Annotated in this window: 18 protein-coding genes and 1 tRNA gene; 11 read left to right on the forward strand and 8 right to left on the reverse strand. The window is 34.0% G+C overall.

From position 1 onward, the window contains the following. Positions 1–26: 26 nt before the first annotated feature. On the reverse strand, positions 27–974 hold the full coding sequence (gene trxB / locus ACE01P_RS00755; RefSeq protein ID WP_379693000.1) for a thioredoxin-disulfide reductase: 948 nt from the start codon (positions 972–974) through the stop codon (positions 27–29). A gap of 177 nt (positions 975–1,151) precedes the next feature. On the opposite strand from trxB, the gene ACE01P_RS00760 reads away from it, so the two are divergent. Further along, positions 1,152–1,226, forward strand: a tRNA-Pro gene (locus ACE01P_RS00760). 142 nt (positions 1,227–1,368) lie between these two features. Here the strand turns inward: ACE01P_RS00760 and ACE01P_RS00765 are convergent. After that, the gene (locus ACE01P_RS00765; RefSeq protein ID WP_379693002.1) at positions 1,369–3,540 is read right to left on the reverse strand and encodes a hypothetical protein; all 2,172 of its coding nucleotides are present in this window, start codon (positions 3,538–3,540) and stop codon (positions 1,369–1,371) included. 229 nt (positions 3,541–3,769) lie between these two features. On the opposite strand from ACE01P_RS00765, the gene ACE01P_RS00770 reads away from it, so the two are divergent. From ACE01P_RS00770 to ACE01P_RS00800, 7 genes are all read left to right on the forward strand, one after another. Next, positions 3,770–4,174, forward strand: a complete 405-nt coding sequence (locus ACE01P_RS00770) for a septal ring lytic transglycosylase RlpA family protein (protein WP_379693004.1) — start codon at positions 3,770–3,772, stop codon at positions 4,172–4,174. 220 nt (positions 4,175–4,394) lie between these two features. Beyond that, on the forward strand, positions 4,395–5,159 hold the full coding sequence (locus ACE01P_RS00775) for a ParA family protein (protein ID WP_379693006.1): 765 nt from the start codon (positions 4,395–4,397) through the stop codon (positions 5,157–5,159). A gap of 9 nt (positions 5,160–5,168) precedes the next feature. Beyond that, a complete protein-coding gene (locus tag ACE01P_RS00780; protein ID WP_379693008.1) occupies positions 5,169–6,071 on the forward strand; it encodes a ParB/RepB/Spo0J family partition protein in 903 nt (300 codons plus the stop codon). Next, positions 6,071–6,631: a DUF5683 domain-containing protein gene (locus ACE01P_RS00785; protein WP_379693010.1), complete on the forward strand. Its 561-nt coding sequence runs from the start codon at positions 6,071–6,073 to the stop codon at positions 6,629–6,631. Before ACE01P_RS00780 ends, ACE01P_RS00785 begins: the two co-directional genes overlap by 1 nt. A 40-nt stretch (positions 6,632–6,671) precedes the next feature. Next, entirely contained in the window at positions 6,672–7,373 is a 702-nt protein-coding gene (dapB, locus tag ACE01P_RS00790; RefSeq protein ID WP_379693012.1) for a 4-hydroxy-tetrahydrodipicolinate reductase, read from the forward strand. A 54-nt stretch (positions 7,374–7,427) separates the two neighbouring features. Further along, the gene (lepB, locus tag ACE01P_RS00795) at positions 7,428–8,981 is read left to right on the forward strand and encodes a signal peptidase I (protein ID WP_379693014.1); all 1,554 of its coding nucleotides are present in this window, start codon (positions 7,428–7,430) and stop codon (positions 8,979–8,981) included. Between the two features lie 94 nt (positions 8,982–9,075). After that, the gene (locus ACE01P_RS00800) at positions 9,076–9,690 is read left to right on the forward strand and encodes a WbqC family protein (RefSeq protein WP_379693016.1); all 615 of its coding nucleotides are present in this window, start codon (positions 9,076–9,078) and stop codon (positions 9,688–9,690) included. An 87-nt stretch (positions 9,691–9,777) separates the two neighbouring features. Here ACE01P_RS00800 and ACE01P_RS00805 read toward each other — a convergent pair whose 3' ends face one another. The 6 genes from ACE01P_RS00805 to ACE01P_RS00830 form a co-directional block, all read right to left on the reverse strand. Next, complete coding sequence (locus ACE01P_RS00805) at positions 9,778–10,794, reverse strand: endonuclease/exonuclease/phosphatase family protein (RefSeq protein ID WP_379693423.1); 1,017 nt, start codon at positions 10,792–10,794, stop codon at positions 9,778–9,780. 48 nt (positions 10,795–10,842) lie between these two features. After that, on the reverse strand, positions 10,843–11,706 hold the full coding sequence (locus ACE01P_RS00810; RefSeq protein WP_379693018.1) for a rhomboid family intramembrane serine protease: 864 nt from the start codon (positions 11,704–11,706) through the stop codon (positions 10,843–10,845). 42 nt (positions 11,707–11,748) lie between these two features. Further along, on the reverse strand, positions 11,749–12,561 hold the full coding sequence (locus ACE01P_RS00815; RefSeq protein WP_379693020.1) for a rhomboid family intramembrane serine protease: 813 nt from the start codon (positions 12,559–12,561) through the stop codon (positions 11,749–11,751). Further along, on the reverse strand, positions 12,558–14,498 hold the full coding sequence (gene mutL, locus ACE01P_RS00820) for a DNA mismatch repair endonuclease MutL (protein ID WP_379693022.1): 1,941 nt from the start codon (positions 14,496–14,498) through the stop codon (positions 12,558–12,560). The genes ACE01P_RS00815 and mutL overlap by 4 nt, the downstream gene beginning before the upstream one ends. 166 nt (positions 14,499–14,664) lie before the next feature. After that, a complete protein-coding gene (ribH, locus tag ACE01P_RS00825; RefSeq protein ID WP_379693024.1) occupies positions 14,665–15,237 on the reverse strand; it encodes a 6,7-dimethyl-8-ribityllumazine synthase in 573 nt (190 codons plus the stop codon). Between the two features lie 78 nt (positions 15,238–15,315). After that, positions 15,316–16,098, reverse strand: coding sequence for a tetratricopeptide repeat protein (locus tag ACE01P_RS00830; RefSeq protein WP_379693026.1), 783 nt, complete (start codon positions 16,096–16,098; stop codon positions 15,316–15,318). Positions 16,099–16,339: 241 nt separating this feature from the next. On the opposite strand from ACE01P_RS00830, the gene recF reads away from it, so the two are divergent. The 3 genes from recF to ACE01P_RS00845 all read left to right on the forward strand — a co-directional run bounded on the left by recF (position 16,340) and on the right by ACE01P_RS00845 (position 19,425). Further along, positions 16,340–17,419: a DNA replication/repair protein RecF gene (gene recF / locus ACE01P_RS00835; RefSeq protein ID WP_379693028.1), complete on the forward strand. Its 1,080-nt coding sequence runs from the start codon at positions 16,340–16,342 to the stop codon at positions 17,417–17,419. Between the two features lie 203 nt (positions 17,420–17,622). Beyond that, positions 17,623–18,300: a DUF2461 domain-containing protein gene (locus ACE01P_RS00840; RefSeq protein ID WP_379693030.1), complete on the forward strand. Its 678-nt coding sequence runs from the start codon at positions 17,623–17,625 to the stop codon at positions 18,298–18,300. 75 nt (positions 18,301–18,375) lie between these two features. Beyond that, on the forward strand, positions 18,376–19,425 hold the full coding sequence (locus tag ACE01P_RS00845; RefSeq protein ID WP_379693032.1) for a glycosyltransferase: 1,050 nt from the start codon (positions 18,376–18,378) through the stop codon (positions 19,423–19,425). Positions 19,426–19,541 lie beyond the last annotated feature (116 nt).

A 19,541-nucleotide genomic window follows, 5' to 3' on the forward strand; every position in this document is an offset into this window, starting at 1 on the left:
CTGCGACTAGTTACTTTAACTAAAAATTACTCTTTAGAAGCTAAATATCTTTCAGCATCTAAAGCTGCCATACATCCTGTACCTGCAGCAGTAATCGCTTGACGGTATACATGATCTGCAGCATCTCCTGCAACAAATACACCTGGAACGTTTGTGTTAGATGTACCTGGAGTATTTACGATATAACCTGTTTCATCTAATGTGATATAATCTTTAAAGATATCTGTGTTTGGTTTGTGACCAATTGCTACGAAGAAACCAGTTGCAGGAATTTCGATAACTTCTCCAGTAGTTTTATTTAATGCCTTAATAGCATGAACTACATTATTATCTCCAAGAACTTCAACAGTATCGTGGTTCATTAAAATCTCGATGTTTTCTGTTTTACGAACGCGCTCTTCCATAATTTTAGAAGCTCTGAATTTCTCGCTTCTAACCAACATTGTTACTTTCTTACAAAGCTTAGATAAGTAATGCGCTTCTTCACAAGCAGAATCTCCTGCTCCAACAATTACAACATCTTGGTTTCTGTAAAAGAATCCGTCGCAAACTGCACAAGCAGAAACTCCACCACCCATATTTAAATAGTGTTGTTCTGATGGCAATCCTAAATATTTAGCCGAAGCACCTGTAGAAATAATTACAGTTTCACAGTGCAATTCGATTGAATCATTAATCCAAACTTTATGAATATCTCCAGAAAAATCAACTTTTGTTGCCCATCCATCACGAATATCTGCACCAAAACGTTTTGCTTGTTCTTGTAACTGAATCATCATTTCAGGTCCTGTTACTCCATCAACATAACCTGGAAAGTTTTCAACCTCATTAGTAGTAGTCAATTGACCACCAGGTTGCATTCCTTGATATAACACTGGATTCATGTTAGCTCTAGCCGCATAAATAGCTGCAGTATAACCTGCAGGACCAGAACCTATAATAAGGCATTTAATTTTTTCGATTGTATTTGACATAGTAATAGTTTTTTTCAGTTGCAAATGTAAACTTTATTATAAAAAATAACGCCGAAAATAAATCTGAAATAGCTATCTTAAAATAAGTTTTATTTATTTTCATTTTTTTCTTTTACAAATCAAATTTATTTATATCTTTGCATCCGCTTTCGGGCACTACAACAAAAATTACATCTTCGGGGTGTAGCGTAGCCCGGTTATCGCGCCTGCTTTGGGAGCAGGAGGCCGCAGGTTCGAATCCTGCCACCCCGACAAAAGTCTTTTCAATTTTGAAAAGACTTTTTTTTTGCTTTAAACTTAAATATAAACTTTCGCGACTTTGCGAAAAAACAAAAAACTCCGAAAACTAAATCAATAGTCTTCAGAGTTTTAATTGCAAGAATTTCTTTCTTGATTATTTTTCCATACTTATATAAGCAGGATACGATTCACGATTTGGCAAAGCAAACTCTTCATCAAAAGGCTGTGTCCCTTCTCCATTACTGTATGATGCTACACGTTTTGCACCAGTTGCTGTACTTCCGCCTGTACTATTAATAATATTTTGAATATTTCCAGGACCAGCGAAACGAGTGATGCACATTTTTCCCAATTTCACATTTGGACTATTCGGTATTTCAAAACCATTTTTCTTATTCACATTTCCATCCGTTCCTGTAAAAACAGCATAAGATCCCATTCCGATTGTATGATGTTCTTTTACAGTATTCGCTACTTTAAAAGCCGCATAACCATCAACTCTACCCCCTTGACTGCTCCAAGCAGCCTGATTCGGCGCATCGTATGGAGGTTCATTTTGAAAGAAGAAAGTTCTTCCACGCTCGCCAAGCCATAAAACTTCATACTCTTGAAAATGTTCAACAAATAAGGCATAAAGCGTAACATCATTTCCCGTAACTATAAGTCCGTTTTTACATCTGTCTCTTGTCCAACGCGCATCACCGCCTTTTTGCGAACCATGATCGGCGCGCCACAACCAAAAATGATCTCCAACCACATTATTGCTATTTATCTGCATTGAAGCCTGAATCTGAATATTTTTTGACTGCACTCCACCAACCCTACAAGTAATATCACTAAGCAAAATAGGATCTGCGGTATGATCCGCTTTTGCATCCTCATTGCCAATTCTAACTTGATACGTTGTACTATTAAATGAATCCATCAGAAGCCCGGCAATAATAATTCCGTCTTTATCATCCGCATAAATACAACCCCAAGTATTTTTCTCCGTTGGCTCCAAAGTTACCGAGGCAATTCCGGCACCAAGAAGGATTGCATCTTTTCTGTTTACTTGAATTGGAGCATTTAATGCATAATGTCCCGGAGTAAAAAATATATTTTTTCCTGCTTTCAGCGCGGCATTAATTTCTACATCCGTATCTCCTTCTTTGGCAACATACCATTTCGTAATCAAATCTTGAGATTGCCCCTTACCCATATCTGTCGAAGACCAAGAAACTCCAACTCTATCCTTTTGCCATGCTGGAACAAAAACTTTGTATTCTCCATCACTATCAATAAAAAGAAAAGGTTTTTCTCTAATAATGGGAGTTGTAGCAATTGGCGAATTACTGTCATTTGCTTGTGGCGAATTTACACAACCCTGCCAAACCATATTATAAGAACCTCCCATCGCACCAGAGCCCGAAGGAAAAACAGAGTTTCTGGTATACCATTGCTGCTGTCCGCCCCAATTTGGTCTTACTGTTGTATAATGAGCATCGGCAATAAAACCACCGCTTCCCCAAAAATTCGTATCTCCGATATCTGAAATGTATTTTGAAGTACTTTCAATTAAAAGTCTTCTCGCGCTTGTTGACTGAGAAACCGTCCACGAAAAATCACGCATTATTTCTACATTTTCTACAGAACGCCAAAATGTACAAGTTGCATTAGCTCCGCCAGAAAGATGAGGCCTTGTAAATATTGCTCCCAATTTAACATCTGAAGGCACTTTACCTAATCCTCCAATATGAGAATAAAATCCTAGTTCAATAGCATTTGCTTCTTTTGATGATGCAGAACCTGATCCACCAACATCATACGTTTGACCATTCACATTTGGCTTAAAATAATAAGCTTGGCGTTTTGTTGTCCATTCGCCATTGGCACCACCTAAACCGATACTGCTAAACTGCGAGTTAATTTCATTTCGGGCTGTTTCGGCTTTTTCATGTTTTCTATCATAGAAATACATATTGTCTCCAAAAATCTGATTTTCGAGCGAAATTATAATTGTAATATCATTACGAGTTACTTTATAATAATTCTCATATTTATCCTTGTTAGGTTTATTGTCAATAAATGTCAATTTAGAAGTTGACCCAACTGATATAAAATCTGACGCCAAACGACTTCCTCCTCTTGTAATTACATAATTTCCTGAAGAGCCAAAAGCTGACCATGACAATGTAATACTATGTTTCTTTTTGTTATAAATAATTTTACGTTCTCCTTTTTGATTCCCTTCTAATTTTTCGTCAAGCGAATTAGGTGAAATAAAACTGCATAAAAACAGAAAAAACGCAAATACTGTAAATAATGAGATTGCTTTTTTACTCATAAGAATGTTCATTTTGTGGTTTGATAGATTGTAATAATTGTAGTTTTTTAGAAAGCCCAAAATAGCAATAATACTTAAGTCGTCTATTCGTTTCTAGCCTCAATTTTCTTATCAAAAACACTACAAAACCTAGGATTTTGGTCCTTTTTTGGCATAAATAAACCTTATTGAACACTTTCTGTTTTTCAATAATGCCTTTTTTTTGTCCGCAAAAAGAATTAGAAATAAAATGAAAAAGATTACACTATTTATGGTTTTAGTTTTTTCTATTACTGCCATCGCACAAGAAAAAAACATCATTTCCATTGACTCATTTCCATTGGCAAAAAAGAGTGTGCTATACAAGAAGAATGCCCATGCATCTTATTATCATGATAAATTTAATGGCCGAAAAACGGCAAGCGGTAAAATATTCAACAATAATAATTTTACTGTAGCTCATAAAAAATTTCCTTTTGGCTCAATATTAAAAGCAACCAACGAAGCGAATAAGAAATTTGCAATTGTAGAAGTTATAGACCGAGGACCATTTATTAAGGGAAGAGAAATTGACCTTAGCAAAAAAGCTTTTATGAACATTGCTTCAAATAAAAAAAGCGGTTTGGTTTATGTCACTATTGAAATTTTAAAATAAGTCCTTTTTTCGAAGCAGAAAATCAAACTCATGCCTTTTTCCAGCAAGAATTCGAACTAAATTGCTTAAAAATCTTATTGATAATTTTATTGATATCTATTTTTTTTTGTGCCAAACACCCATGAAACCACGATTAATGGAACTTTCACAAATGTTAACAAAATAGATTTTCAGAAACCATAAATAATTGTATTTTTACGGTTCAAAATTCAGAAAATAAATGGGCAAAATCATTGCTATTGCTAATCAAAAAGGAGGCGTTGGAAAGACTACTACATCAGTAAATCTTGCTGCCTCATTAGGTGTTTTAGAGAAAAAAGTATTGTTGATCGACGCTGATCCACAGGCCAATGCTACATCTGGTCTTGGAATTGACGTAGAAACAGTTGAAACTGGAACTTACCAAATCCTTGAGCATACTGTAACACCAAAAGAAGCCGTTTTAAAATGTACAGCTCCAAACGTAGATGTGATACCTGCTCACATTGACCTTGTTGCTATCGAAATTGAATTGGTTGACAAAGAAAACCGTGAATACATGCTTAAAAAAGCATTAGAAGAAGCAAAACAAGAATATGATTATATCATTATCGACTGCGCTCCTTCTCTAGGTTTGTTAACTTTAAATGCCTTAACAGCAGCAGATTCTGTAGTTATTCCTATTCAATGCGAATATTTTGCACTTGAGGGATTAGGAAAACTTTTGAACACTATTAAAAGTATTCAGAAAATCCACAACCCTGATCTTGACATCGAAGGTTTATTATTAACAATGTACGATTCAAGATTACGTTTATCAAATCAGGTTGTAGAAGAGGTTCAAAAACACTTTAACGATATGGTTTTTGACACTGTAATTCAGCGAAATGTAAAATTAAGTGAGGCTCCAAGTTTTGGAGAAAGTATCATTAATTATGATGCCACAAGTAAAGGTGCCGTAAACTATATTCATTTAGCACAAGAAATTATAAAGAAAAACAGTTAAACAGTTTTTATGACAAAAGTAATTAAAAAACAAGCCTTAGGAAGAGGATTATCTGCACTATTAAAGGATCCGGAAAACGACATTAAATCAGTAGAAGACAAAAATGCTGATAAGGTTGTTGGAAATATCATTGAGCTTGAAATAAGTGCGATTGAAATAAATCCGTTTCAGCCTAGAAGCAATTTTAATGAAGAATCATTACGTGAGTTAGCCACTTCTATTAAAGAACTTGGTGTAATTCAACCTATTACTGTTCGTAAATTAGATTTTAATAAATACCAGTTAATCTCTGGAGAGCGTCGTCTTCGTGCGTCTAAATTAGTAGGCCTTACTCATGTTCCTGCTTATATTCGTATTGCAAATGACAACGAATCATTGGTTATGGCTTTGGTTGAAAACATCCAGCGTCATGACTTAGATCCAATTGAGATTGCTTTATCATACCAACGTTTAATCGACGAAATTCAATTAACTCAAGAACAAATGAGCGAAAGAGTTGGAAAAAAACGTTCGACAATTGCCAACTATTTACGTCTTTTAAAATTAGATCCGATTATCCAAACAGGTATTCGTGACGGTTTTATCAGTATGGGACACGGTAGAGCAATTATCAACATTGAAGATTTAGACGTTCAAACCGATATTTATCAAAAAATCGTTAGCCAAAATTTATCAGTTCGTGAGACAGAAGCTTTAGTAAAAAATTACCACGAAGGTCAACAGCCTAAAGCGGATGGCAAACCTAAAGCTGATGCCGGATTTGTTGTTAGAGAAACTCAAAAAAACAGTTTCAACGACTATTTTGGCTCAAAAGTTGATATAAAAGTCGCTGGCAACGGAAAAGGAAAAATTACAATTCCATTTAATTCTGAAGCTGACTTTAACAGAATTATGAAATTAATAAACGGATAGTGAATAAAATTGTCCCCATTGGTCTATTGTTCTTTCTAACAGGAACCGTTTCTCTTTTTGCCCAGGTAAAAAAAGACACGGTTTTGGTCGTAAAAGACACTACTGCATTACAAGAAATAGACCCACTTACTCCAGCAAAAGCAGCTTTTTATTCTGCCGTTCTACCTGGTCTAGGTCAAGCATACAACAAAAAATATTGGAAAATTCCATTGGTTTACGGAGCAATTGGAACAAGTTTATATTTCTACATAGACAACAATAAGAAATACCACGATTATCGTAATGCCTACAAACGAAGATTAGAAGGCTATAACGATGATAAATATAAATATTTGGATGACAGCCGACTTATCGCAGGACAAAAATTCTACCAAAGAAACAGAGATTTATCTGCTTTATTTGTTGTCGGATTCTATGTTTTAAACATTATCGATGCCAATGTTGACGCGGCTTTGATACAGTTTAACGTAAACGAAAGACTTTCAATGCGTCCAGAAATTTATCCTGCCGATGTAACATTTAAACCAAACGTCGGACTAACCTTTAATTATAAGTTTTAATAGATTGAATTCTATTTAAAAAATCAAAAAACAAATCATAATGAAAATTGCGCTTTTAGGATACGGAAAAATGGGTAAAGTAATCGAAAGAATTGCTTTAGAAAGAGGTCACGAAATAGTTTTAAAGAAAGATGAATTTAATACTTATGATGGACTTTCGACAGCCGATGTTGCCATCGATTTCAGCGTTCCATCAGCAGCAGTTAGCAACATTTCGGCTTCTTTTAATGCCAATGTACCTGTAGTATCTGGAACTACTGGATGGTTAGAACATTATGACGAAATGATTGCGCTTTGCAATGAGAAAAAAAGCGGATTCATTTCTAGTTCAAATTTTAGTTTAGGAGTAAATATTTTCTTCGGATTAAATGAATATTTGGCTAAAATCATGAAACAATTCGATACTTATAAAGTTTCGATGGAAGAAATTCACCACATTCATAAACTTGACGCTCCAAGCGGAACAGCAATTTCTTTAGCTCAAGGCGTTATCCAAAACAGCGATTACGCTAATTGGACAATGGAAGATCCTAAAGCAAACGAAATTCGTATTGAAGCAAAAAGAACTGGCGAAGTACCTGGCACCCACACTGTAAATTACGATTCTGCTATTGACAGCATCGAAATTAAACATACTGCTCACAACCGCGAAGGTTTTGCTCTTGGCGCTGTTATCGCAGCAGAATGGCTAGCAGGAAAACAGGGGATTTTCTCTATGAAAGATGTACTAAACTTACAATAATTGACCAAAATTCAAGATTACTAAAACTTGAATTAAAACTTAAAATACAATATTATGACATTTTACTCTTGGTTCGTATTTTTCTTAGCCGTTCAAATTATCCATTTTCTTGGAACATGGAAATTATATCAGGCAGCAGGAAGAAAAAGCTGGGAAGCATCAATTCCGGTATACAATTCTATCGTTTTAATGAAGATTATCGGGCGCCCAACATGGTGGACATTACTGCTTTTTATTCCAATCATCAACTTGATTATGTTTCCGGTTGTATGGGTGGAAACTTTAAGAACATTTGGCAAAAAATCAACTTTAGACACTATTTTAGGTCTTTTCACTTTAGGTTTTTATATCTATTTTGTTAATTACACTCAGAAATTAGAGTATAATAAAGACCGAAAATTAACTCCAGAAAATAAAGCTGCAGATACTGTTAGCTCTCTATTATTTGCGATTATAGTAGCAACATTAGTACATACTTACGTTGTACAGCCTTATACAATTCCGACATCATCTTTAGAAAAATCTTTATTGATTGGTGATTTTCTATTTGTAAGCAAATTAAACTACGGCCCTAGAGTTCCAATGACAACTGTTGCATTACCAATGGTTCATGACTCTATTCCTTTAACAAAAACAAAATCGTATTTAAGCTGGCCACAATTGCCTTATTTAAGACTTCCGGCTATTCAAAAAATAAACCGATGCGATATTGTCGTCTTTAACTGGCCTGTCGATACGGTTCATTATTTCTTTGAACCAAAAGGAAGACCTGGCGTTATCAAGCCAATTGATAAAAAATCTAACTACGTAAAAAGATGTGTTGGTATCCCTGGAGACAGCTTATCAATCAAAGATGGTTATGTTTTTATTAATGGAAAAAAATTAGTTTTACCTGAAAGAGCAAAACCTCAGTATTCATACGCGGTAGCATTAGATGGAAAAACTCCAATTGATTTTGAAACGATCTTCAAAGAATTAGATATTACTGATCCTGCAGGTTTTAGAACTGAAAAAAGAGACACGCTTTATTTAGGCGCTTTAACAGAAGCCGGAGCAGAAAGATTCAAACATACTCCAGGAGTTACTGCAGTAATTAGAAAAGTTGACACAGGAGATAACAACGATATTTTTCCTCATATCAACAAATGGAACCAAGATAATATGGGACCTATTTACATTCCTGAAGCAGGAAAAACAATTGCTTTAACAAATGAATCTCTTCCTTTTTACAAAGAGATCATTACAAATTATGAAGGAAATACGCTGGAATTACAAGGTTCAAAATTCTTAATCAATGGAAAACCTGCTACAACGTACACTTTCAAACAAAACTATTACTGGATGATGGGAGACAACCGTCATAACTCAGAAGACAGCCGTTACTGGGGCTATGTTCCGGAAGATCACATTGTAGGAAAACCAGTTTTCATTTGGATGAGCTGGGATACTAACGGAAAAGGAATCAATAAAGTTCGCTGGAGCCGAGTATTTACAACTGTAGATGGCGAAGGTCAGCCACAATCTTACTTTAAATACTTCTTAATACTTCTTGCTATTTATTTCGTAGGAGATTTTATCTGGAAAAAAAGAAGAGAGAATAAAGCATAATAAAAAATAAGTTATTTTTGTTTCAGGTTTCAAGTTTTACGTTTTAACGCTAACTTGAAACCTGAAACATTTTAAACCCGAAACGAAACAAAAAATGAATTCCTTAATACTTCCAACTTATTTCCCATCTATCAGTCATTTTGCAGTAATTGCGCAATCTGACAGCATTACTTTTGAAATGGAAGATAATTTTCAGAAACAGACTAATAGAAACAGAACGTACATCTATAGTCCGAATGGAATTCAATTATTAAATATCCCTGTTAAGCATTCTAAAGAAGCACATCAGAAGACAAAAGATATTTTGATCGAAAACGAATTTGATTGGCAGAAACAGCATTTCAAATCGCTTGAAGCAGCATATAGAAGCTCTCCGTTCTTTGAGTACTTTGAAGATGATATCACTCCTATTTTCGAGAAAAAGCACCAGTTTTTAATGGATTTAAACTTCGAAGTCTTAGATGTTGTGACTAAATGCCTTCGAATGAAATTGGAATTTGGAAAAACTACTGAATACTTTCATGAAGTGAATCGATTTACCGATTTCAGACATCTAGCAAATGGTAAAAAAGATGCCAATTCATTCGAAAAATACACTCAAGTTTTTGATGACAAACATGGCTTCATCAACAATTTAAGCGTTTTGGATTTACTTTTTAACGAAGGTAAATTTGCAATGGATTATTTAAAAACGCAGAAAATCGTATAAATTATGAATTATAAGTTATGGGTTATGAATTCTCATATCTCGTAAAACTAACTTTTGACTTTCCCACTTTTGACTTTCGCCTAAAAATCACTCCATTGAAAGTCTTGTCATAATTGGATAATGATCTGAATTTTCGAAATCAGGGAAGCTTTCAAATTGTTTTACTTTCATTTTACTGTCCGTAAAAATGTAGTCGATTCTTGCTGGATAATATTTGAATTTATAAGTAGCGCCAAAACCTTCTCCTGCTTCCTCAAAAGCATCTTTCAGTTTTCCTTTTATGTTTCTGTATACATAAGAAAACGGACTATTATTCATATCTCCACAAATAATCATTGGAGTTTTGCAGTTTTTTATATGTTCTCTAAAAATCTCAGCTTGTTCTTGCTGTTGCTTGAATCCTTTACTTATTCTTCCGTAAATACGCTGTGATTTCTTTTGGTTTACATTATCGATATCATCTGATATTTCGCTTACATCAGGAGAAATCTTAATAGACTGCAAGTGCATATTATAAACACGAATAATATCTTTTCCACGTTTTATATCTGCATAAACTACATTGTTATCCGATTTTGGAAAAACAATCTTTCCTTCCTCAATTATAGGGAATTTAGAAAAAATAGCTTGGCCTGTTTTAATTTTTTTTCCATCAATAAAAATATAACGGTGAGGATATACTTTTAAATCCAAATGTGCAGAATTGGAATATTCTTGAATACACAAAATATCCGGATCTTTTTCGTCGATAAAAGCCTTAATATTTGACGGAATATCATCTCGATCCAGCCATTTAAAAACATTAAAAAGACGAACATTATAACTCATAACAGAAAAATCTTTTTCGTCTTTCACATATTCTTTTGCAGAAAACTTATAGAACTTGCTGATAAATGTAATTCCAGTCAATAAAACTAAACCAGACAAAATAAGGCGTTTTTTAAACTGAATTCCCCAATAGACAAAAAAGAGGCCGTTTGCCACAAAAAAAGCAGGCATAAACAAAGTAAGCACCGATAAAAGCGGGAAACTTTTAGGTGCTAAAAAAGGTAAAACATAGACGCTAAATGTAAGCACAGTTAGCACTATGTTCAAAAAGAACATTATTTTATTAAACCAAGAAAGGTTCTTCATATTTAATCTCCTACAAGTTTATTTTCCAGCTTTAAATAAAAACTCTTTTTCTTCTTTTGTCAGACAATCATATCCTGACTGACTGATTTTGTCTAAAATCTCATCAATCTGTTGTTGCGTTTTGTCTTTTGTAACAATTCTTGACGTCGTTTTTTCTGTAGGTTTTTTGTAATTTTTATGAACTTTTGTAAATGGGGTCGTAGGAGATTTTCTAAAAAGATTTGCAAAGAAATCCAAAGTTTTAGAAACAATGGTACTCAAATCGGTACCGTTTTGAAGCAGTTTTATATAAGCAAATCCGAAGAAAGCACCTGCTAGATGCGAAATATGTCCGCCCATGTTTCCGAGACGGAACTGCATCAAATCTAAAATTATAATAACAGCCGTAATATGCCAAAGCTTTACATTTCCGAATAGGAACAAACGAACATTCATTAACGGGGAATAGGTAGTTGCAGCAACCAAAATAGCCATTATAGCAGCCGATGCTCCAACAATAGAAGCAGCTGTTCCTAAAATATAAAAACTTAAGGCAAAAATAATTCCAGCGAAAATCGCACTTAAAAGGTACAATCCTAAATATTGCTTTTGAGTAAAATAGGTTAAAAACAAAGAGCTGGCAAAATTAAGCACCATCATATTAAACAACAGATGGAAAAATCCATCGTGAAAGAAAGCATACGTTAAAAGTGTCCAAGGTTTAAACATGAATACCTGCGGATCTGACGACAATGCCAACCAATTTGGAAAATCAAAAAGACCAATTGAAAATTGATAGAAGAAAATAAGCGATACAATAAAACAACCTATATTCCAATACATAACACGCATTGCAATACCTCCTAATCTATATTGTAATTTTAAATCGTCTAAAATATTCATAGAAACTCTTTTGTTTTAGAATTTGTACTTTAAAGTTAAAAATTAATTCCAACGGTTGTTATTAAACTGATTTTTTTTCCAGTATAACATCATTAAAAAACCTGCAATTGCACCACCGATGTGTGCGAAATGCGCAATTCCAGTTCCTCCGCTTCCAAATAAAGAACTCCCTTTAAAACCTAAAAATAAGTCAATTGCTAAAATTCCAGGAACAAAATATTTTGCTTTGATTGGAACAGGAATAAACAACAAACCAAGCTGTGCGTTTGGAAACATAAATGCAAAAGCTGTTAACAAACCATAAATTGCTCCAGAAGCCCCTAAAACTGGCGATTGAACTATACCGCTAGCTTGTGCAAGAGCATTAAATTGTTCTTGCGTACAATGTGCTTTATTTAAAATAGTAGCAATTTCTCCCTGCATCATTTTTCCGCTTGCATCAAATAAAGAAGAATAATTTGCATTTAAAATCAGATGCAATTCTGATTTAGATAAATTCAATTCAGAAACAGAGCTTAAAAAAGATTGCAATTGCAAATAATTTACTCCTGTATGAAGCAATGCTGCACCTAAACCACAAGAGATATAGAAAAACAAAAACTTTTTTCCGCCCCAAAAGTGCTCTAAAGCAGAACCGAAGCTATATAATGCAAACATATTGAATAAAATATGAGCAAAATTTGGCAATGGCGCATGCATGAACATGTGCGTAACAATTTGCCAAGCTCTAAAGTTTTCGCTTTCTGGATAGAACAACGACAAATATTCGTAAGAAACTGGCACCAATTGGGAACCAATAAAAAAGATAATATTAATAATTAGCAGTTGTTTAACTACTGGAGTCATATTCATCATACAGCAAACTTTTTATCTATATCCTCAACACGCATCGTGATGAAGGTAGGTTTTTGAAAAGGTGAAATATTTGGATCTTTACAAGCAAACAATCCGTTTACTAAATTATCTTGTTCTTTTTCGGTTAAATAAGATCCTGTTTTAACCGCTAAACTTTTCGCCATTGATTTGGCAATTGTATCGTTCTGACTGTAACTGTTCGCCGGAATTCCGTCTTGTAAGTCGCTTAATAATTGTTCAATCACCAACGGAACTTCACTTTCTGTAATATTCACTGGAATTCCAGAAATTACAATATGATCGGTTTTACTTTCGTCAAATACAAAACCTGTTGTTGCTAACGAAGGTTTTAATTCTTCGATTAATTCCATTTCAGATGCTGAATAAAATAAATCTAAAGGAAAAAGCAACTGTTGGCTCGCTGCTTGATTAACCGTCATATTTAGCAAAAATTGTTCGTACAAAATTCGCTGATGCGCGCGCTGTTGATCAACAATAATCATTCCTGATTTTATTGGCGAAACAATATATTTTTTATGAATTTGATATGTCTTCTGAGTAGCCTGTTCTACATCTTCATCATTAAACAAAGAAGAAGTCACTTCTTCATTTTCGAATGTAAACGGAGAACTTTCGATGCTTTCAGGATTTTCGACATCTAAACCAGTATATAGACTTTCCCAGCTTGCAATTGGTTCTACTCTTTTAGAATAACCTGAATAAGATGATCCCGAAAATGAAGAACCAGATGAAGATGAAAAAGAAGAACCTGAACTGTATCCTGACGATCCCGAACCAGCTTTACTATAATGCTGATTGGTTTTGTCATCTGTAAACGGATTAAAAGTTCCATCTACCTGAATTGTTGGCACTTCTGCACCTAAATCTTTATAATGATATGGCGTATCTAAATTTGCATCTCTATCAAAATCTAAAACCGGAGCAACATTAAATTGTCCTAAACTATGCTTGATAGACGCTCTTAAAATAGCATACAATGCTTGCTCATCGTCAAATTTAATTTCAGTTTTAGTTGGATGGATATTAATATCAATTGTATTTGGCGGAACTTGCAGATACAAGAAATAACTTGGCTGAGAACCATCTTTCAGTAATCCGTCATACGCAGACATTACCGCGTGATGCAAAAAACTGCTTTTTATAAATCGATCGTTTACAAAAAAGAACTGCTCTCCCCTATTTTTTTTAGCGAATTCAGGTTTGCATACAAAACCTTGAACATTGATAATTTCTGTATCTTCATTTACAGGAACTAGCTTTTCATTTGTTTTTCCTGACATAATACCAACAATTCGTTGGCGGTATCCTGCGCCTGGAAGATTATACATCTCACTTCCGTTGTGATAAAAACTAAAATGAATATTAGGATGCGCCAATGCCACACGTTGAAATTCATCCATAACATGGCGAAATTCAACAGTATCGGACTTTAAGAAATTACGGCGAGCAGGAATATTAAAAAATAAGTTTTTAACCGCAAATGAAGTTCCTTTTGGCAAAACAGCCACTTCTTGCGAAACAAATTTACTTCCCTCAATTATAATATGCGTTCCAAGCTCGTCCTGATCTTGCTTCGTTTTCATTTCCATGTGCGCAATCGCCGCAATAGAAGCCAAAGCCTCTCCGCGAAAACCTTTTGTACCAAGTGAAAACAAATCCTCAGCTTGACGGATTTTAGAAGTAGCATGGCGGGCAAAACACAAACGAGCATCTGTAACGGTCATTCCAACACCATTATCAATAACCTGCACTAGCGATTTACCAGCATCTTTTATAATTAATTTGATATCAGTTGCTTTGGCATCAACAGCATTTTCTAACAACTCTTTTACGACTGAAGCTGGTCTTTGAACCACTTCTCCAGCAGCAATTTGGTTAGCAACGTGATCAGGAAGCAATTGAATAATACTCGACATTAAGCAAAAATAATTTTAAAGTTTAGATTCGGTTTTTATAAACCAAGAAGTACAAATTTAATGAATTTTGATCGTCTTTTAGAATAAGAATAATCATAAAAAAAATAAAAAAACCTATACCGTTATTACACAGTATAGGTTTTAATTTTATTAAAACAAATGTGTTTTATTCGTTTTCTATTTTCTTTGGCGAATCTTCAATTTGAAGCGCTCCCGAAGTTAATAATGGCTGATTAAAAACGTGAGCTATTGAAGCCTGCTGACGAATGTATGCCATTTTTATTGCAGCAATTGCCGCTTCAGTTCCTTTGTTTCCGTGAACTCCTCCACTTCTGTCAATTGATTGCTGCATATTATTATCTGTTAAAACACAGAAAATAACTGGAACATCAGTTTGAACATTCAAGTCTTTAATTCCTTGTGTAACGCCTTCACAAACAAAATCAAAATGTTTAGTTTCTCCTTGAATTACGCATCCAATTACGATAACCGCATCAACATTTTGTGTTTGAAGCATTTTTTTTGCTCCGTAGATTAGCTCAAAACTTCCTGGAACATTCCAACGGATAATTTGTTGAGCAGGAACATCACAATCAACTAAAGCATCAAAAGCACCATTATAAAGTCCTTCTGTTATAGTATCATTCCATTCAGAAACAACAATCCCAAACCGAAAGTCTTTCGCGTTTGGGATTGTGTTTTTATCGTATTCTGATAGATTTTTATTTTCAGTAGCCATCTGTACTATTTTTGTTTTTTAATTTCAGACTGCTAAAATACGAATCTAAAATCTAAAAACTGAACTCAAATAGTATAATTATTGCGCTAATCCGATCAAAGCATCAACAGATGCTGCTTCTGGAGTACTGTCGTAATTATCTTTAATGTCATTGAAATATTTCAAAGCATCTTCTTTTTGTCCTAAAGCTAAAGCAGCTTTTCCTGCTTTTAATAAGAAACGAGGCGTTGTAAAATCGTTTTTGTTAGATTCAGCAGCTTTTACATAAAAATCTAAAGCTTCTTTTGGCTGATTTTTTTGAGAATAAGCATCTCCTGTAGCACCTTTAGCTAAAGCGCTTAAGATTACATCTTCTGATTTGAATTCACCTAAATATTTAATTGCCTCATCAAATTTACCAGTATTTAAATAAGCGATACCAGCATAGTAGTTTGCTAAATTTCCAGCATCAGTTCCAGAATATTCGTCAGCGATTTTAATAAATCCGAATTTACCTTCTGAACCGTTTAATGATAATTTGAATAATGAATCGCTAGAAACACCGTTTACAGCTTTTTCAAAGTTTTGTTGAGCAACGAACATTTCACTTGCAGCCTCTTCTTGTTTTGGAGTTGCAATAAATTTTTGGTAAGCCAAATATCCAATTGTAGCAACTGCAATACCAGCAACTAAACCAATAATGATTTTTTGATTTTTAGCCACCCAATCCTCAGTTCTTGAAGCTGTTTCGTCTAATTTTGAGAAAACTCCAGCAGTTGTACTGTCTTTCTCATCAATAACTACTTGTTGCTCTTCAGTAACCACCTCTTTTACTTCCTTTTCTTTTGGTGTCTTATATCCTCTTTTATTGTAAGTTGCCATTTAAAATTTATTTAGTGAACGGCAAAAATAAAATTTTTATTGAAAATGACGTAAAAAATTTCAATTTTATCACTATTTTAAAAGAAATATTTTGTTTTGTGATTTGCGCTTTCGCGAAAGCGCTAAAATAAATTGGCTGAGAATTGCTCCAAAGCCAATTATATCGATAATTTTCGGTAATTTGCAACCTCAAATTTTTACTGCTTAAAAACAGTAAATTTTACACTGGAGTCCCTAAAAAATGCATTTAAACAAAATCTCTTTATTCAATTACAAGAACTTTTCTGAAGCAAGTTTTGATTTCGACATCAAAATCAACTGTTTTGTGGGTAAAAACGGCATTGGAAAAACCAATGTGCTCGATGCTATTTACCATTTGGCTTACGGAAAAAGCTATTTTAATCCGCTTGCTGTGCAAAATATCAAACATGGCGAAGAGTTTTTTGTGATTGATGCCGAACTCGAAAAAAATGAGAGAACCGAGCAGATTGTCTGCAGTTTGAAAAAAGGACAAAAAAAGGTTTTAAAGCGAAACGGCAAGCCTTACGATAAATTCTCAGATCATATTGGGTTTATTCCACTTGTAATTATTTCGCCAGCCGATCGCGATTTGATTATTGAAGGAAGTGAAACGCGCCGTAAATTTATGGATAGTGTGATTTCGCAGCTAGACTCAACTTATCTGCACGAACTAATACAATATCAAAAGGTAATTACGCAGCGAAATGCACTTTTAAAATATTTTGCGCTGAATCATGTTTTTGACAACGATACCTTATCTATATATAATGAGCAGTTGCAAGCGTACGGAAAATCAATTTTTGAAAAACGAAAAGATTTCTTAGAACAGTTTATACCTATATTTAATACGCATCATCAGGCAATCACGGGATCTGAAGAAAGCGTGCAATTGGTTTACGAAAGTCATTTATTCGAAAAAGACCTTTTGACTCTTTTACAAGAAAACATTAATAAAGATCGAGCTTTACATTATACCTCAGTTGGAACTCATAAAGATGATTTGTCTTTTGAAATTGATTCGCATCCGATAAAAAAATTCGGATCGCAAGGACAGCAAAAATCTTTTCTGATTGCTTTAAAATTGGCCCAATTTGAATTCCTGAAAAAACAAAGTGGTGTAAAACCAATTCTTTTGTTTGATGATATCTTTGATAAACTAGACGAAACGCGTGTTGCCAAAATTATAGAAATGGTGAACAGCGAAACTTTTGGACAACTTTTTATTTCTGATACGCACCCAGAAAGAACCGAAGCGATTGTAAAATCGACGCATCAGACTTACAAAATATTCAATTTGTGATTGATTTTTTTTGCCACGAATTACACGAATTTACACTAATTTACACTAATTTATATTTAACTTTTAACTTTGACAAAGTTTAAAACTTTGTCAAAGTTGAACGATCAGTAATTAAAAAATTAGTGTAAATTCGTGTAATTCGTGGCAGACCAAAAATCAGTCTCCCACAATAAACATTAAAAACAACTGCAATAAAAAAGAATATGTTAGCGAAAGAATCATTGCAATTTTTAGACGATTTAAGAAAAAACAATAACCGCGAATGGTTTCAAGAAAATAAAAAGAGATACGAAGTTTTCAAGAAAGACTACCATCAATTGGTAAGTGATTTTTTGGATGCAATGAAACCGCTTGATCCTTCATTGGAATTATTGGAAGTTAAAAACTGTACTTTCAGAATCAATCGTGATATTCGTTTTTCTAAAGACAAATCTCCATACAAAGCGCATTTGGGAGTTTGGATGTCGGCTGGAGCAAAGGGCGCAAATCGTTCAGGTTATTATGTTCATATCGAAAAAGGTGCAAGTTTTATCGCCGGCGGATTTTATTCGCCTGAAGCGGAAGATTTAAAGAAAGTCCGTAAAGAAATTGCTTTTTTCTATGAAGATTTACAGGAAATTTTAAACGATAAAAACTTCAAAAAAGAGTTTGGAAGTTTAGACATAAACGAAAACAATTCGCTAAAAAGCATGCCTCGCGGTTACGAAAAAGATCATCCAGCGATTGAATTTTTAAAATTGAAAAGCTTCACGGCAACTCAAGTTTACAATGTTTCTGAAGTTTTAGAGAAAGATTTCGTAAAGAAAATGAGCCAAAAATTGATTGCTTTAAAACCATTAAACGAATTCATCAACCGGGCTTTGGACACGGAAGAATTTTAGAGATAAAAAAAAATCGCCATGAATTCACGAATTATTCAAAATTAATTCGTGAATTCGCAGCGAAAAACTTTTATAATGAAAAGGAAAATACTTTTTCTTGGTGAATCTTATCGCGCTGATGCCATAACTTGGATGAAAGGTCTAAAGGAATTTGGCGATTTTGAAATTATCACTTGGGAACTTCAAACCTCAAACAATCATAGATTCAAACGTATTTTAGAGTATTTCTTCTCTCCTATTTCTATTCGAAAAATCATTAAAAAAGAAAAACCAGACATGGTTATCGCAGAAAGAACAACCAGTTACGGTTTTCTTGCGGCATTATCTGGTTCTAAAACCATTGCAGTCGCACAACAAGGCCGAACCGATTTATGGCCTGAAGAATCTGCTTTATATCCTTATAAAAAATTCATTCAGAAATATGCTTTTAAAAAAGCACATTTAATTCATGCTTGGGGACCAGTAATGGCAATTCACATGAAAGCAACTGGTGTTGATATGAACAAAGTTTTGGTTCTTCCAAAAGGAATTGACTTATCGCTTTTTACTCCTTCAACAAATAATTCGAACAAAATTGAAGCGATTGTAACGCGTTCGCTTCAACCAGAATATCGTCACGATTCTATTTTAAAAGCTTTCGGAATTTTAAATCAAAAAGGAATTGATTTTTCGCTAACCATTGTTGGCGACGGAACAAGATTGCAATTTCTGAAAGATTTAACCAAAGAACTTCAAATCGAAAACAAAGTGATTTTTACAGGAAGAATCCCTAATACAGAACTTCCAAAATTACTGCAACAATCGAATATTTATATCAGCATGCCAATTACTGAAGGCGTTTCTGCTTCTTTATTTGAAGCAATGGCCTCCAATTGTTTCCCCATAGTTTCTGATATTCCCGGAAATCAAAGTTGGATTACGCATCGCGAAAACGGACAGTTAATTACAATTGATGATATTGAAATGCTTGCAGAAGAATTGATCTGGTCTTTTGAAAATCCTGAATTGCGAAATGAAGCGATTACTCGAAATAGAAAATTTGTGGAGGAAAATGCTAATTATGATATTAATATGAAGGTCATTTCGGAGAAATATCATGAGTTGTTGAATACCAGAAATAATTAACCATCAAAACTCTTTTTTCTTAAACTTATTTTTCTGTATAAGGATCGAAATGTAACTTTTCACACACCCTATCGACATATTGCTTATTTAGATTCTCTAATTTAATCTTAAAGAAA

The sequence above is a fragment of the Flavobacterium sp. HJSW_4 genome (assembly GCF_042436695.1).
Classification (GTDB): Bacteria; Bacteroidota; Bacteroidia; order Flavobacteriales; family Flavobacteriaceae; genus Flavobacterium.

Coding starts and splice junctions, on each gene's coding strand:
- trxB (WP_379693000.1), bottom strand. CDS start 974: ATGTCAAATACAATCGAAAAAATTAAATGCCTTATTATAGGTTCTGGT.
- ACE01P_RS00765 (WP_379693002.1), bottom strand. CDS start 3,540: ATGAGTAAAAAAGCAATCTCATTATTTACAGTATTTGCGTTTTTTCTG.
- ACE01P_RS00770 (WP_379693004.1), top strand. CDS start 3,770: ATGAAAAAGATTACACTATTTATGGTTTTAGTTTTTTCTATTACTGCC.
- ACE01P_RS00775 (WP_379693006.1), top strand. CDS start 4,395: ATGGGCAAAATCATTGCTATTGCTAATCAAAAAGGAGGCGTTGGAAAG.
- ACE01P_RS00780 (WP_379693008.1), top strand. CDS start 5,169: ATGACAAAAGTAATTAAAAAACAAGCCTTAGGAAGAGGATTATCTGCA.
- dapB (WP_379693012.1), top strand. CDS start 6,672: ATGAAAATTGCGCTTTTAGGATACGGAAAAATGGGTAAAGTAATCGAA.
- lepB (WP_379693014.1), top strand. CDS start 7,428: ATGACATTTTACTCTTGGTTCGTATTTTTCTTAGCCGTTCAAATTATC.
- ACE01P_RS00800 (WP_379693016.1), top strand. CDS start 9,076: ATGAATTCCTTAATACTTCCAACTTATTTCCCATCTATCAGTCATTTT.
- ACE01P_RS00805 (WP_379693423.1), bottom strand. CDS start 10,794: ATGTTCTTTTTGAACATAGTGCTAACTGTGCTTACATTTAGCGTCTAT.
- ACE01P_RS00810 (WP_379693018.1), bottom strand. CDS start 11,706: ATGAATATTTTAGACGATTTAAAATTACAATATAGATTAGGAGGTATT.
- ACE01P_RS00815 (WP_379693020.1), bottom strand. CDS start 12,561: ATGATGAATATGACTCCAGTAGTTAAACAACTGCTAATTATTAATATT.
- mutL (WP_379693022.1), bottom strand. CDS start 14,498: ATGTCGAGTATTATTCAATTGCTTCCTGATCACGTTGCTAACCAAATT.
- ribH (WP_379693024.1), bottom strand. CDS start 15,237: ATGGCTACTGAAAATAAAAATCTATCAGAATACGATAAAAACACAATC.
- ACE01P_RS00830 (WP_379693026.1), bottom strand. CDS start 16,098: ATGGCAACTTACAATAAAAGAGGATATAAGACACCAAAAGAAAAGGAA.
- recF (WP_379693028.1), top strand. CDS start 16,340: ATGCATTTAAACAAAATCTCTTTATTCAATTACAAGAACTTTTCTGAA.
- ACE01P_RS00840 (WP_379693030.1), top strand. CDS start 17,623: ATGTTAGCGAAAGAATCATTGCAATTTTTAGACGATTTAAGAAAAAAC.
- ACE01P_RS00845 (WP_379693032.1), top strand. CDS start 18,376: ATGAAAAGGAAAATACTTTTTCTTGGTGAATCTTATCGCGCTGATGCC.